11 protein-coding genes are annotated in these 13,151 nt (G+C 72.3%); 9 read left to right on the top strand and 2 right to left on the bottom strand.

Annotation, left to right across the window (positions count from 1 at the left end):
• Positions 1–40 precede the first annotated feature (40 nt).
• The 8 genes from AB0M83_RS27770 to AB0M83_RS27735 all read left to right on the top strand — a co-directional run bounded on the left by AB0M83_RS27770 (position 41) and on the right by AB0M83_RS27735 (position 10,168).
• The gene (locus AB0M83_RS27770; protein WP_284741503.1) at positions 41–247 is read left to right on the top strand and encodes a heavy-metal-associated domain-containing protein; all 207 of its coding nucleotides are present in this window, start codon (positions 41–43) and stop codon (positions 245–247) included.
• Between the two features lie 83 nt (positions 248–330).
• Positions 331–2,529, top strand: coding sequence for a heavy metal translocating P-type ATPase (locus tag AB0M83_RS27765; protein WP_364521330.1), 2,199 nt, complete (start codon positions 331–333; stop codon positions 2,527–2,529).
• Positions 2,530–2,705: 176 nt separating this feature from the next.
• A complete protein-coding gene (locus AB0M83_RS27760; protein ID WP_364521313.1) occupies positions 2,706–3,896 on the top strand; it encodes an acyl-CoA dehydrogenase family protein in 1,191 nt (396 codons plus the stop codon).
• Between the two features lie 150 nt (positions 3,897–4,046).
• Positions 4,047–4,970: an ABC transporter permease gene (locus AB0M83_RS27755; protein WP_364521312.1), complete on the top strand. Its 924-nt coding sequence runs from the start codon at positions 4,047–4,049 to the stop codon at positions 4,968–4,970.
• A complete protein-coding gene (locus AB0M83_RS27750) occupies positions 4,970–5,965 on the top strand; it encodes an ABC transporter permease (protein WP_364521311.1) in 996 nt (331 codons plus the stop codon). The genes AB0M83_RS27755 and AB0M83_RS27750 overlap by 1 nt, the downstream gene beginning before the upstream one ends.
• A 10-nt stretch (positions 5,966–5,975) precedes the next feature.
• Complete coding sequence (locus AB0M83_RS27745; RefSeq protein ID WP_364521310.1) at positions 5,976–7,649, top strand: ABC transporter substrate-binding protein; 1,674 nt, start codon at positions 5,976–5,978, stop codon at positions 7,647–7,649.
• Positions 7,646–9,355: an ABC transporter ATP-binding protein gene (locus AB0M83_RS27740; RefSeq protein WP_364521309.1), complete on the top strand. Its 1,710-nt coding sequence runs from the start codon at positions 7,646–7,648 to the stop codon at positions 9,353–9,355. The genes AB0M83_RS27745 and AB0M83_RS27740 overlap by 4 nt, the downstream gene beginning before the upstream one ends.
• 156 nt (positions 9,356–9,511) lie before the next feature.
• The gene (locus tag AB0M83_RS27735; RefSeq protein WP_364521308.1) at positions 9,512–10,168 is read left to right on the top strand and encodes a transcriptional regulator; all 657 of its coding nucleotides are present in this window, start codon (positions 9,512–9,514) and stop codon (positions 10,166–10,168) included.
• A 3-nt stretch (positions 10,169–10,171) separates the two neighbouring features.
• Here the strand turns inward: AB0M83_RS27735 and AB0M83_RS27730 are convergent, their stop codons facing one another.
• The gene (locus AB0M83_RS27730; RefSeq protein WP_364521307.1) at positions 10,172–11,617 is read right to left on the bottom strand and encodes a hypothetical protein; all 1,446 of its coding nucleotides are present in this window, start codon (positions 11,615–11,617) and stop codon (positions 10,172–10,174) included.
• Between the two features lie 170 nt (positions 11,618–11,787).
• Here AB0M83_RS27730 and AB0M83_RS27725 point away from each other — a divergent pair, with 170 nt between their 5' ends.
• On the top strand, positions 11,788–12,159 hold the full coding sequence (locus AB0M83_RS27725; protein ID WP_364521306.1) for an STAS domain-containing protein: 372 nt from the start codon (positions 11,788–11,790) through the stop codon (positions 12,157–12,159).
• 19 nt (positions 12,160–12,178) lie between these two features.
• Here the strand turns inward: AB0M83_RS27725 and AB0M83_RS27720 are convergent, their stop codons facing one another.
• Positions 12,179–12,922, bottom strand: a complete 744-nt coding sequence (locus AB0M83_RS27720) for an ATP-binding protein (RefSeq protein ID WP_364521305.1) — start codon at positions 12,920–12,922, stop codon at positions 12,179–12,181.
• Positions 12,923–13,151 lie beyond the last annotated feature (229 nt).

Here is a 13,151-nt window from a genome sequence, read left to right as displayed (position 1 = left end):
CTGCCCGATCTCGGGAAGGCCACGGCCGGAAGGCGGCACGATGACTCAAAGTACGTACGCGGTGACAGGAATGACCTGCGGGCACTGCGCGGCGTCGGTCCGCGAGGAGCTCGGCGAGCTGCCCGGCGTCCGGGACGTCGACGTCGACGTGCCGACCGGCCGTGTCGTCGTCACCAGCGAGTCGGCCCTGGCTCTCGAGCACGTCGAGAGCGCCGTCCGGGTCGCGGGCTACCAGCTCGTCCGATGACCAGCGGGTACCTGCGCGATCCGGTCACCGCGCCGCTCGCCGCGTTGCGGCCCCCTCGCGACGTGGAGCTGGTGGTCGGCGGCATGACGTGCGGCTCGTGCGCCGCGCGGATCGAACGCAAGCTCAACCGCGTCGACGGCGTCCGCGCGACCGTCAACTACGCCACCGGGAAGGCCGCCGTGTCGGTTCCGGCGTCGCTCACGGTCGAGGACGTCGTCCGGACGATCGAAGCCGCCGGCTACACCGCCCAGCTGCCCGCACCGCCGGAGGAGGAGCCGGTTCCGGCGGCCGATCCGCTGCGGCAGCGGCTGCTCGTGTCCGCCGTCCTCGCGGTGCCGGTCATCGTGCTCGCGATGGTGCCCGTGCTGCAGTTCCCGGCCTGGCAGTGGGTGTCGCTGGTGCTCGCCACGCCGGTCGTGGCCTGGGGCGCGTGGCCGCTGCACCGGGCGGCGTGGGCGAACCTGAAGCACCGGACGGCCACCATGGACACCCTCGTCTCGATCGGGGTCGCCGCGGCCTACCTCTGGTCGCTGTACGCGCTGCTGTTCGGTGGGGCGGGCGAAATCGGGATGCGGCACGAGTTCGACTTTTCCCTCGCCGCCGACCACGACGTCGACGGCATCTACCTGGAGGTCGCCACCGGCGTCACGCTGTTCATCCTGGCGGGCCGGTTCTTCGAAGCCCGGTCGCGCCGTCGCGCCGGAGCCGCCTTGCGGGCGCTGCTCGACCTCGGCGCGAAGTCCGTCTCCGTGCTGCGCGACGGCCGCGAAGAACGCATCCCGATCGGCGAACTGCGCACCGGTGACCGGTTCGTGGTGCGGCCCGGCGAGAAGATCGCCACCGACGGCGTGATCGAGGACGGCACGTCGGCCGTCGACCTGAGCCTGGTCACCGGGGAAGCGGTGCCCGTCGAAGTGGCGGCCGGCGCCGAGGTCGTCGGCGCGACGGTGAACATGAGCGGGCGGCTGGTCGTGTGCGCCACCCGCGTCGGCGCCGACACCCGGCTGGCGCGGATCGCCGTCATGGTGGAGCGGGCCCAGAGCGGCAAGGCGGACGTGCAGCGGCTCGCCGACCGCGTTTCGGCGGTGTTCGTGCCCGTGGTGATGGCGCTTTCGCTGGCCACGCTGGTGTTCTGGCTCGTCTCCGGCGCGGAGACGGCGGCCGCGTTCACCGCCGCGGTCGCCGTGCTGATCATCGCCTGCCCGTGTGCCCTGGGCCTGGCGACGCCGACCGCGCTGCTCGTGGGCACCGGCCGCGGCGCCCAGCTCGGCGTGCTGGTGAAGGGCCCGGAGATGCTCGAGTCGACGCGGCGGGTCGACACCGTCGTGCTCGACAAGACCGGCACGGTGACCACGGGCAAGATGAGCCTGGCCGCGGTCCGGACGGACGACGGCACGCCGCGCGACCTCGCGCTGCAGCTGGCCGGGGCGCTGGAAAACGCGTCCGAGCACCCGATCGCGGTCGCCGTCACCGCCGCGGCCGTCAAGCGGTTCGGCTGGGTGGGCCAGGTGCGGGAGTTCCGCACGGTCGCCGGGTTCGGCGTGCTCGGCCGGGTCGAGGGCCACCGGGTCGTCATCGGCCGGCCGGAGTTGCTGCAGCGCTTGAACGTCCGGCTGCCGCAGTCGTTGCTGCGCGCCAAGGAGCGGGCCGAGCAGGAGGGGAACACCGCGGTGATCCTCGCCTGGGACGGGCTGGCGCACGCGGTGCTGGTGGTCTCGGACAGCGTCAAGCCGACGTCGGCGCCCGCGGTGTTCCAGCTGCGCCGGCTCGGCCTGAACCCGGTGCTGCTGACCGGCGACAACGAGACGGTCGCCCGCGCGATCGGCCGCGAAGCCGGGATCACCGACGTGATCGCCGGGGTGTCCCCGGAGCAGAAAGTCGAAGTGATCCAAGGGATGCAGGCCGAAGGCCGGGTGGTCGCGATGATCGGCGACGGCGTCAACGACGCGGCGGCGCTGGCGACGGCGGACCTGGGCCTGGCGATCGGCACGGGCACGGACGCGGCGATCGAGGCGAGCGACCTGACGCTCGTCCGCGGCGACCTCCTGGCGGCGGTGGACGCGATCCGCCTGAGCCGCCGCACGCTGGCGACGATCAAGGCGAACCTGTTCTGGGCGCTGGCGTACAACGTCGCGGCGTTGCCGCTGGCCGCGGCGGGCTTGCTGAACCCGATGATCGCGGGCGCGGCGATGGCGATGTCCAGCTGTCTCGTGGTGTCGAACAGCCTGCGGCTGACGCGGTTCCGGGGTAGTGCGGCCGGGCAGCAGGGGGTTCCTGCCTGATCCGGCGTGGCATCGCGGGCGGCCGGTCCCAGCGCGCGGACTCCCGTTGACACTCCCCGGCCCTCCCGGTGTACTCGGGATCATGAACGGCGGCCACGGCCGGACCGCCTGAAGATCCCGTCTGAACACCCCGCGTCCGGGGTTCTTCAGCATGCCCGCGCACGAAGGGAAACCTCTTGACCACCACGGAAAAGACCGACTGGATCGCGACCGCGAAGGACGTCGTCGCGAAGCTCGCCGTCGACGCCGTCGAGCGTGATCGGCGCAATGCCACGCCGTACCAGGAGGTCCAGCTGCTCAAGGACGCCGGCCTGGTGACCCTGCTCGGCCCGGCCGAGCACGGCGGGGGCGGGCAGACCTGGGAGACCGCCTACCGGGTGACCCGGGAGATCGCCCGCGCCGACGGCTCGATCGGGCAGCTGCTCGGCTACCACTACCTCTGGGCCTGGGCGGCGCGGCTCGTCGCCACCGACGAGCAGGTCGCCGCCGTCGAAGAGCTCTACACCACCAACAACTTCTTCTTCGGCGGTGCGGTCAACCCGCGCGACTCCGACCTGACCATCACCGAAGACGGCGACGACCTCGTCTACAACGGACACAAGTCGTTCTCCACCGGCGGCAAGGTTTCCGACCTCACCGTGCTCGAGGGGGTCCTGGCCGGCACCGAGGACCACATCTTCGCCATCGTTCCGTCCACTCAGGACGGTATCGTCTTCCACGACGACTGGGACAACATCGGCCAGCGGCTCACCGAGTCCGGCAGCGTCACGATCTCCGGCGTGCGGGTGCCGTGGGCGAGCGCCGCCGGCTACGTCGACCGGAAGTTCCGTCCGCTGACCTACAACACGCTCAACGTCCCCGCGATCCAGCTCGTGTTCACCAACTTCTACCTCGGCATCGCCCAGGGCGCCCTCGACGCCGGGCTCGCCTACACCCGCGAGCGCACCCGTCCCTGGCCGTACGGCGGCGACGACAAGGACGCCGCGACCGACGAGTGGTACATCCTCGACGGCTACGGCGACCTGCAGGCCAAGCTCTGGGCGGCCGAGGCGCTCACGGACAAGGCCGGCGCGGCGATCTCGCGGGTGCTGCACGCCCCGCGCGAAGACCTGACGCCGGAGGCTCGCGGCGAACTGGCGGTGCTGATCGCGGCGGCCAAGCAGCGGGTGATCGAGACGGGCCTGGAGATCGGGACGAAGATCTTCGAGCTGACCGGCGCCCGCGCGAGCGCGTCGAAGCACGGCCTGGACCGGTTCTGGCGGAACCTGCGCACCCACTCGCTCCACGACCCGGTGGCGTACAAGCGCCGCGAGGTCGGCGTCTACGCGCTGCGCGGCGAACTGCCGGAGCCGACCTGGTACACGTGATGCGTCCGCATCCTGGCCGGAAACCGGGGCGAACCGGACAGAAGTGCCCACAGGCGCGGTACTTTCCGTCCACCTGGTGAGACGGTGGATCGATCACGGAAAACTCCCTAAGGTTCGGTCGTCACTCGATCGGCTGAACCTTGAGGTGCTGTGTCCGCCCCTTCCCTTCCGCCACTCGCGGCGCGCTCGCTGCCCGCCGCCGTGTGGCGCGCCGTCCGGTCCGGGCGGTGGACGTCCGCCTGCGCGCTGCTGGCCGTCCTGATCCTGCTGCTCGCCGCCGGTGCCGACCTGTTCGTCCTGGCCGAGGGGCAGAGCCTCGCCCCGGACATCGCCACGCTCGGCCCGACCGGGCTGCCCGCGGGCACGCTCGGCGGGGTGAGCGGCGCGCACTGGTTCGGCGTCGAGCCCCTGACCGGGGTCGACCTCTTCGCGCTCGTCGCCCACGGCGCCCGGACGTCGCTGCTGGTCGGGCTCGGCGCCACCGTGCTGGCCACCGCGCTCGGCGTCGTGATCGGGGTGAGCGCCGGCTACCTCGGGGGCTGGTGGGACCGGGTGGTCACCTGGACCGCCGACGTCATCCTCGGCTTCCCGTACCTGATCTTCATGATCGCGCTCGGCGCGGTCCTGCCGGTGGACTTCCCGCGGCAGATCACGCTGGTCGTCGTCCTCGGGCTCTTCGGCTGGCCGCGCATCGCCCGCATCGTCCGGGCGCAGGCCCTGACCTTGGCCAAGCGTGATTTCGTCGCCGCCGCCCGGGCCGTCGGCGGCGGTCCGTGGCACGTGTTCACCAAGGAGCTGCTGCCCAACCTGTGGGCGCCGATCATCGTCGTCGCCAGCCTGTCCATCCCGGCGATGATCGGCAACGAGGCCGCGCTGTCGTTCCTCGGCGTCGGCGTCCTGCCGCCGACCCCCAGCTGGGGCCGCACGATCAGCGCGGCCATCGACTTCTTCGAGACGGACCCGATGTACCTGGTCTTCCCCGGGCTGATGCTGTTCCTGGTCACCCTCGCGTTCAACGTCGTCGGCGACGCGATCCGCGACGCGCTCGACCCGCGGTCGGGGAGTGCCGCCTGATGCGCACCGCCCGCTTCGCCGCGACCCGCTTCGCCGGGATGCTGCTGGTCCTGCTCGTCGTCGCCTTCGTGACGTTCGTGGTGTTCTACGTCCTGCCCGCCGACCCGGCGCGGATGGCCTGCGGCCGCCCGTGCTCCCCGGAGAGCCTCGCTTTGGCGCGGGAGTTCATGGGCTACGACGTGCCGTGGTACCAGCAGTTCTTCGACTTCCTCGGCGGCATCTTCGGCGGCCGCACGTTCGGCACCGGCGCCGCCGCGATCCACTGCACGGCACCGTGCTTCGGCTACGACTTCCAGAACAACGTGGACGTCCTCAGCGAGATCGGCGACCGCGTCGGGGTCAGCTTCTCGGTCGCGCTGGGCGCGGCCGCGATCTGGATCGTTCTCGGCGTCGGCCTCGGTGTGCTCTCGGCGCTGCGGCGGGGAACCGCCGTCGACCGGGTCACGATGGCCGCCGCGATGGCGGGGGTGTCGATGCCCGCCTACCTGGCCGGGATGATCGGCATCACGATCTTCGCGTTCGCCCTCGACGTCGTCCCGAAGAACGGGTACGTGCCGCTGACCGAGGATCCGGCGCAGTGGGCGTGGCACCTCGTGCTGCCGTGGTTCGTGCTGGCGTTCCTGCACGCGGCGATCTACGCGCGGCTCACCCGCGGCCAGATGCTCGAAACCCTCGGCGAGGACTACATCCGCACCGCGCGGGCCAAGGGGCTCACCGAGCGGAAGGTGGTGGGGCGCCACGCCCTGCGCAACGTCCTGCTGCCGGTGGTCACGGTGTTCGGCGTCGACCTCGGCGGGCTGCTGGCCGGGACGGTGATCACCGAGCGGATCTTCGGCATGGCCGGGGTCGGCCGGCTGCTCGTCGACGCGATCTCGTCGCTCAACCTGCCGGTGCTGCTGGGCGTGACGCTGTTCTCGGCCCTGCTGGTCACGGTCCTGAACTTCCTGGTCGATCTCTGCTACGGCGCGCTCGATCCGCGAGCACGCCTCGTCTGAAGGGGACACGATGAAAAAGCTGCGGTTCGCCGCGGGGGTGCTGGCCGCTGTCACGCTGCTCACGGCGTGCGGCGCCAACGACACTCCGGCCTCCCAGGGCGGCACCGTCAAGCCGGGCGGGAACCTCGTCCTGCTCAACGACGCGCCGTCGATCACCTGGGACCCGGCGAAGAGCTCCAACCTCGTCGTCACCACGCTCGGGCTGATCCACCGGCGCCTGACGTCGTGGGACGTCGCGCCGGGCAAGGACACCACGATCGTGCCCGACCTGGCCACCGACACCGGCCGCCCGAGTGACGGCGGCAAGACGTGGACGTTCACCCTCAAGGACGGCCTGAAGTACGCCGACGGCACGCCGATCAAGGCCGAGGACGTCAAGTGGGGCCTGGAGCGCTCCTTCGCGCCCGCGTTCTCCGGTGGCCTGGCCTACCACAAGGACCTGCTTTCGCCGGGCCTGGCGTACAAGGGCCCGTTCGACGGCGGCAAGGAGCTCGACACCATCCAGACGCCCGACGCGAAGACGATCGTCTTCCACCTCGCGCGGCCGTACGGTGACTGGAACTGGGTCGCCAGCACGCCGGCGTTCGCGCCGGTGCCGAAGGGCAAGGGCGCCGAGGCGAACTACAACGACCACCCGGTCGCGTCGGGGCCGTACCAGCTGCAGAGCTACGAGCGCGGCAAGTCGGCGAAGCTGGTCCGCAACCCGAACTGGAGCCGGGACGAGGACACCACGCGCAAGGCGTACGCGGACACCATCGACTTCGAGCTCGGCCAGGACACCAGCGTCATCTCCAAGCGGCTCATCGACGACACCGGCAAGGACCGCAACGCCTTCGGCATGTCGTTCGCCTCGCCCGCGCAGCTGGCCCAGATCCAGGGCAACCCGTCGGCGAAGGCACGGCTCGTGACGTCGGAATCCGGGGCGCTGGCCTACCTTTCGCTCAACACCCAGCGCGGCAAGCTGGTGGACCCGAAGGTGCGCCAGGCGTTCCAGTACGCCGTGGACAAGGCGGCCTACCAGGTCGCGAGCGCGGGCAGCGCGCAGCTCGCGGGCGACGTCGCCACGACGTTGATCACCCCGGGCCTGCAGGGCCGCGAGCAGTACGACCTCTACCCGGCGCCGCCGTCCGGTGACCCGGCCAAGGCCAAGCAGCTGCTCGCCGAAGCGGGGCTGCCCAACGGGCTCGACGGCCTGGTCCTGGCCACCCACAACGAAAACGGCTACCCGGAGAAGGCCGCGGCGATCCAGGCCTCGCTGGCGCGGGCCGGCATCAAGGTGACGATCAAGCCGCTCGACGAGGACACCTACACGTCCGAAGTGGACACCAAGGGCCTGTCGGACTACGACCTGACGCTCACCTCGTGGCAGCCGGACATCCCGTCGGCCAACGCGAACATCCAGCCGCTGTTCCAGTCGACCGAAATCGGCAACGGCGGGTACAACGAGTCGCGCTACAACAACCCCGAGGTCGACAGGCTGATCGCGGAGGCGCAGGCCACCATCGACCCGGCCGAAGCCGGCAAGAAGTGGGCGGCACTGGACAAGAAGATCCTGGCCGACTCGCCGGTCGTGCCGCTGATCTACACCCGCAACTCGTTCCTGCACGGGTCGCAGGTGGGCGACGTCCAGATCGGCCGCTTCCCGGCCTACGTCGACTACCGCAAGTTGGGGATCGTCCAGTGACCGGAGCCGGGCTCCTGCGGCTGCACGACGTGGCGGTCTCGTTCGGCGACGTCGAAGCCGTCCGCGGGGTCGGCTACGAGGTCCACGCGGGCGAGGTCGTCGCGGTGGTCGGGGAGTCCGGCTCCGGCAAGACGGTCACCGCGATGTCCCTGCTCGGCCTGCTCCCGCCCACGGCGACGGTGTCCGGGCGCGCGGAGCTGGCCGGGCGCGACCTGTACACGATGACCCCGGCCGAGCTGCGCGCCGTCCGCGGCGGCGACGTCGGCATGGTGTTCCAGGAGCCGATGAGCGCGCTGAACCCGGTGTTCACCGTCGGCGACCAGCTCGTCGAGGCGATCCGGACCCACCGGGAGCTGACCGCGGCCGCGGCCCGCGAGCGGGCGATCGAGCTGCTCGGCCTGGTCGGGCTGCCCGCGCCCCGCGAGCGGTTCCGGGCGTACCCGCACGAGCTGTCCGGTGGGCAGCTGCAGCGCGTCGTGATCGCGATGGCGGTGGCGAACGAGCCGAAGCTGCTGATCGCCGACGAGCCGACCACCGCGCTGGACGTCACGGTCCAGGCGGAGATCCTCGAGCTGCTGCGGGACCTGCGCTCGCGGCTGGGCACGGCGATCCTGCTCATCACGCACGACATGGGCGTGGTCGCCGACCTGGCCGACCGCGTGGTGGTGATGCACGACGGCCGGGTCGTCGAGCAGGGGACCGCCGCCTCGATCTTCTCCGCACCCGCCGAGGACTACACGCGGCAGCTGCTCGGCTCGGTCGTCTCGCTGTCCGGCACGGCGAACACCGGACTCGAACGCGCGCTGTCCGCGGACATCGAGGTGGGGCCGGGCCACGTGGCGGCCGCCGAACACCCCGCCACGGCGTCGGTCCCGGACGTACCCGCCGAGAACCCCTTGCTGCGCTTGACGGACCTGTCCGTGACCTACCGCGGCCGGTTCCGCGCGATTGCCGTCCGCGCCGCCGAAGGGGTGAACCTGCACGTCGGCGCGGGCGAGGTGCTCGGGCTCGTCGGCGAGTCCGGGTCGGGCAAGAGCACCGTCGCGCGGGCCGTCACGGGGTTGCTGGCGCCGACGGCGGGATCCGTCCACATCGGAGACGCGGACATCACCCGGGTGCGCGGCCGCGCGGCGAAGGCCCTGCGGCGCCGGATCGGCGTGGTGTTCCAGGACCCGCTGTCCTCGCTCAACCCGCGGACGACCGTGGGGGAGAGCGTCGCGACCCCGCTCCGGCTGCACAAGGCGGTGCGCTCGTCCGAAGTGGACGGACGGGTGGCGGAGCTGCTGTCGTCGGTCCAGCTCTCGCCGTCGCTGGCCGGCCGCTACCCGCACGAGCTGTCGGGCGGCCAGCGCCAGCGCGCGTGCATCGCGCGGGCCCTGGCGTTGCGCCCGGACCTGCTGGTGGCCGACGAGCCGACGAGCGCGCTCGACGTCACCATCCAGGCGCGGGTGCTCGACCTGCTCCGCGACCTGCGGCGCGAGTTCGGGTTCGCGTGCCTGTTCATCAGCCACGACCTGGCGGTGATCGAGCAGCTGGCCGACCGGGTGGCGGTGATGCACCGCGGGCACGTCGTCGAACAGGGGCCGACGAAGGAGGTGCTGACGGCGCCGGCGCACCCGTACACGCAGCGGCTGCTGTCGGCGGCGCCGGTGGCGGACCCGGAGGCCCAGCGCCGGCGCCGCGAAGCCTGGCGGCAGCTGCGCTGAGGATGCTTACCTCCGAGGGAATTGTTTCCCCGACCTGGCCGGGCCAAGCTTCCGGCATGACCAGTTATCCGATGCACACCGTGGACACCGCGCCGGACGCGGCGAAGGCGCCGCTCACCGTCCTCGGGAGGGACGCCGTCGGCCAGCGCCTCCAGGGTGTGGAACGCGACCGCCCATTCGCTCGCGTTCGCGACGGCGTTGGAGAGGAGCAGCACCTGCCGCTCGGCCGGGGTGAACGTGCCGCCGCCGCGGAAGTGGCCGAAGGCGGAGAAGAACGAGTTGAGCAGGACCGGCGAGGTGGCCATGACGGCCGCGGCGCCGGGCACGAACCCGAACGTCTCCCGCAGCTGGGACATCCGGCACACCAACGGCGCTGCCCGCCGGTTCTTCGCGTTCCTCCACAGTGGACGCGACGGGGAAGCGCCCGGGCCGCCGAACGTGCTCCGGCGGATGTTCCACCCGGACGGCGTGCGGTCGCACGTGACGAACTGGCCGGAGGTCGCCGGGGCCCTGGTCGCGCGCGTGCGCCGGGAGGCGCTCGGCGGCGTGACCGACGAGCGCGCCCAGCGGATCCTGGACGAGGTGCTGCACTACCCCGGGGTGCCGGCGACCCTGCGCGCCCTGGACGCGACCGGCCCGCTGCTGCCGATCGTCCCGATCCGCTACGCCCGCGACGGCCTGCGGTTCGGCTTCTTTTCGACGGTGACGACGCTGGGCACACCCCAGGACGTCACGCTCCAGGAACTGCGGATCGAGTGCTTCCACCCGATGGACGACGAAACCCGCGAGAACGTCCGGAGCCGGCTGGGCTGAGCGTCACGCCCGCATCAGGATGAAGTCGCCGTGGCCGCCGTAGCCGAGGACGTCTTCGGCGTACTGGGTGCCGTTGAAGGTCGGGAGCCACCAGCGGCCGCCGATCCGCACCAGCATCGGGTGCGGGATGTTGGTGCCGTACGGCGCGTTCAGCGTGCCCAGCTTGCGCAGCCGCAGGTCGTAGACCGGGTACTCGCGCGCGTCGCCGTCGCTGGCGAACAGGTACCAGCGGCCGCCCATCCGTTGCAGGATGGGGCCTTCGGTCTGGCTGACCGACAGGTCCGCGCCCAGCAGCGTCAGGCCCTGGTCGTAGTCGGCGCCGCGGGGCGCGGCCGCCAGCGCGGGGTGGAACACGAACGCGGGCTGCTGCGCCGGGCTTTCCACGAACCCGATGTGCCAGCGGCCGTCGATCTTCGTCAGCCCCGGATCCCACGAGCTCACGGTCGTGGGCAGCGGGAGCTGCTCGGTGGGCAGGACGTGCACGCCCGAAAGCACGTCGGCGCGGGTGGTCGTGTGGCGCACGTGGACGCCGGTGAAGGCGAAGTCACCCCAGGAGCTCATGAGCAGGATGAAGCGGTCGTGCTCGTCGTCGCGGACGATCTGGCCGGCGTGGTCGCCGAGCACGACGCCGTCGCGGGCGAAGAACAGCGTCGCCACCTGGTCGAGCTTCGTCGGGTCGGCGAGGTCGAGCGTCCACACCGCCCAGTGCGCCTGCTGGAAGAACCCGAGGCCGGCGTTGGTCATGGTCAGGTAGAGCTTGCCGTGGCGGATGTACGGCCGGCCGTCGGCGTACTGGACGACGTGGGGGTCGCGGACGCCGGCCTGGCCGAAGTAGCCGGCGCGGACCCGGCCCAGCCGCGCCGGGCCGCGGCTGCCGTAGGCGTAGCCGAGCCTGCCCAGCACGGCCGGGTCGCGCAGGTCGATCCGGGCGTGGACCCCGTCGCGCTCGGTCAGCAGCGGCCGCCAGCCGGTTCCGGTGTCGGCCAGCACCGTGACCGCGTTTTCGTTGACCACCACGGCGAACCCGAACGCCGCCGGCAGGTCCGCCGGGGCGGTCTTGACCACGGTGGTGCCGCCGGGCGTGGTGATTTCGACGGCTGCTTGCTTCTCGACGGCGTCGTAGGTGCCGAGCACCGACGTCGTGTCCCCGGCCAGCCCCGCGACGACGGAAGCGCGTTCGCCGGACACCTCGACGGTCACCGTCCCGTAGGGCGCCTTCGGCCGGACGCCGGTCTTGACGAGCGCGCCGGGCCGGGCCCGCGTGTCGACCTGGACGAACTTCGGTGCGATCAGGTCGAACGGCCGGAACTGCTCCGCCACCTCGAACTTCAGGTCCAGGGGGCTGGTGCCGGACGCTTCGGCGGTGCCGCCGAAGAGGCTCGCCGTCACGCCGGTCACCCCCAGCGCGGCGAGGGTGCTCAGCACGGCACGTCGATCGAAGTCGGTCACCTTTGACCTCCGGGGTGGGGGAGCGGGCACGACAGCGGGGCCCGCCCAGTTTGCAACGTGGCACACTCCGTGGCAAGAGTGGCCGGTGCCGTCGTGGGCCGTGCTTCACTGGGAGCCGAGCCGGCCGCGCGTCCGCGCGACGGGCCGGCCCGGGACAGGAGGACGACATCGTGTCCTCGAAGAGCCCGTGGCAGGCGGCGGCGAAGATCCTTTCGGTCGCGCGGGACGAGGTGCGCCCGGGCCTGCTGGTCATCAGCGCCGTCGGCGAGATCGACGCTCTCTCCGTCCGGCTCCTGCAGCGCGCGACGGGGCCGGGCCTGGCCGCGGTCACCGTGGTGGACCTGTCCCGGGTGACCTTCCTCGGCGCGGCCGGCCTGCGGGCGCTGGGCCACGCGGCGCGGCGCGCCCACGCCGAGCGGCGGCGGCTGTGCCTCGTCACGCCGCCCCACCCGGTGTCGGTCGTGCTGCTGATGTTCTGGACCGACGATCGCGTCTCCCTGTACTCGACGCTGGCCAAGGCGCTGCGGGCGAACCCGGGCTGACAGCGGACGCGGCTCGGCCCTACTCGCCGGCGTGCCGCTCGCTGGTGAGGACGGCCCAGACGACCTTGCCGCCGGACCAGCGGGGGCTGCAGCCCCACGCGTCCGCCGAGCGCGCCACGATGTGCAGGCCCAGCCCGGCGGCGCCGGGGCGCGACCGGGGGAGCAGCACGGCCGGGTGGGGATCGTCGTCGAGCACGGCGATGGTCAGCCGTCCGCGCCGCAGGTCCAGCCGCAGGGCGGCCGCGGAGGTGGTGTGCTGGGTCGCGTTGGCCGCGAGCTCGCCGGCGACGAGGATGCCGTCGTAGACGAACTGCGGGACCGCCCACCGCGCGCACGCTTCCCGCACGGCGGCGCGGGCCATCGCCGACGCTTCGGGGGCGCGGGGCAGGACCAGTTCGGTCCGCTGCCGCGAAGGTTTGCACAGCGCGCGCTCGGCGCTCCCGACGTCCTCGCCGATCGCGACCCGGCGGTGGATCCCCTGCTCCCGCAGCGCCCGGGTCCGGTTCGCGGCGCCGGCCAGCGCGAACGGGATCCCCGGCCAGGTCCCGAGCCGCCGCGCGACCAGCCCGAACACCCCGACCGGCGCGACGGCGTCGAGGTCGAGCCCGTCGACCCCGGCGATCACGGCTTCCGGCTCGTCCGCCGCGACCTCCAGGAGGCCGTCGCGCAGGTGCCGGTAGCTGCCGAGGTGCAGGCCGCCGGTGACGGTGACCAGGGTGTAGAGCGGCTGGGACGTCACCTCGAGGTCGAGCGTGCCCAGCATCGTCTCTCCTCAGGCGAGCAGCAGTGCCGTCCCGCTCCACGCTAGGTCCACGGCGCCGGAATCGGTAGGCCCGCCACCCGCGTGCCCGCCCGATCGGGGCCGGCCGGCGCGGACGACCGCCGAATGGAGCCGGTCGCCTGCCCGGTGGGACCGAGGCTGACCCGCTCGATGACCTCGCCGACCGTCAGGGGCCCGGTGGCGGAGGCCGGCGAGGATCTGCACCCGGGTC

Source organism: Amycolatopsis sp. NPDC051106, assembly GCF_040682775.1.
Taxonomy (GTDB): domain Bacteria; phylum Actinomycetota; class Actinomycetes; order Mycobacteriales; family Pseudonocardiaceae; genus Amycolatopsis.
This window is presented reverse-complemented; position numbering and strand designations above follow the sequence as displayed.

What these genes read in the sequence shown, in the direction of transcription:
- AB0M83_RS27770 (WP_284741503.1), top strand. Translation starts at nt 41, where the DNA reads ATGACTCAAAGTACGTACGCGGTGACAGGAATGACCTGCGGGCACTGC.
- AB0M83_RS27765 (WP_364521330.1), top strand. Translation starts at nt 331, where the DNA reads ATGACGTGCGGCTCGTGCGCCGCGCGGATCGAACGCAAGCTCAACCGC.
- AB0M83_RS27750 (WP_364521311.1), top strand. Translation starts at nt 4,970, where the DNA reads ATGCGCACCGCCCGCTTCGCCGCGACCCGCTTCGCCGGGATGCTGCTG.
- AB0M83_RS27745 (WP_364521310.1), top strand. Translation starts at nt 5,976, where the DNA reads ATGAAAAAGCTGCGGTTCGCCGCGGGGGTGCTGGCCGCTGTCACGCTG.
- AB0M83_RS27720 (WP_364521305.1), bottom strand. Translation starts at nt 12,922, where the DNA reads ATGCTGGGCACGCTCGACCTCGAGGTGACGTCCCAGCCGCTCTACACC.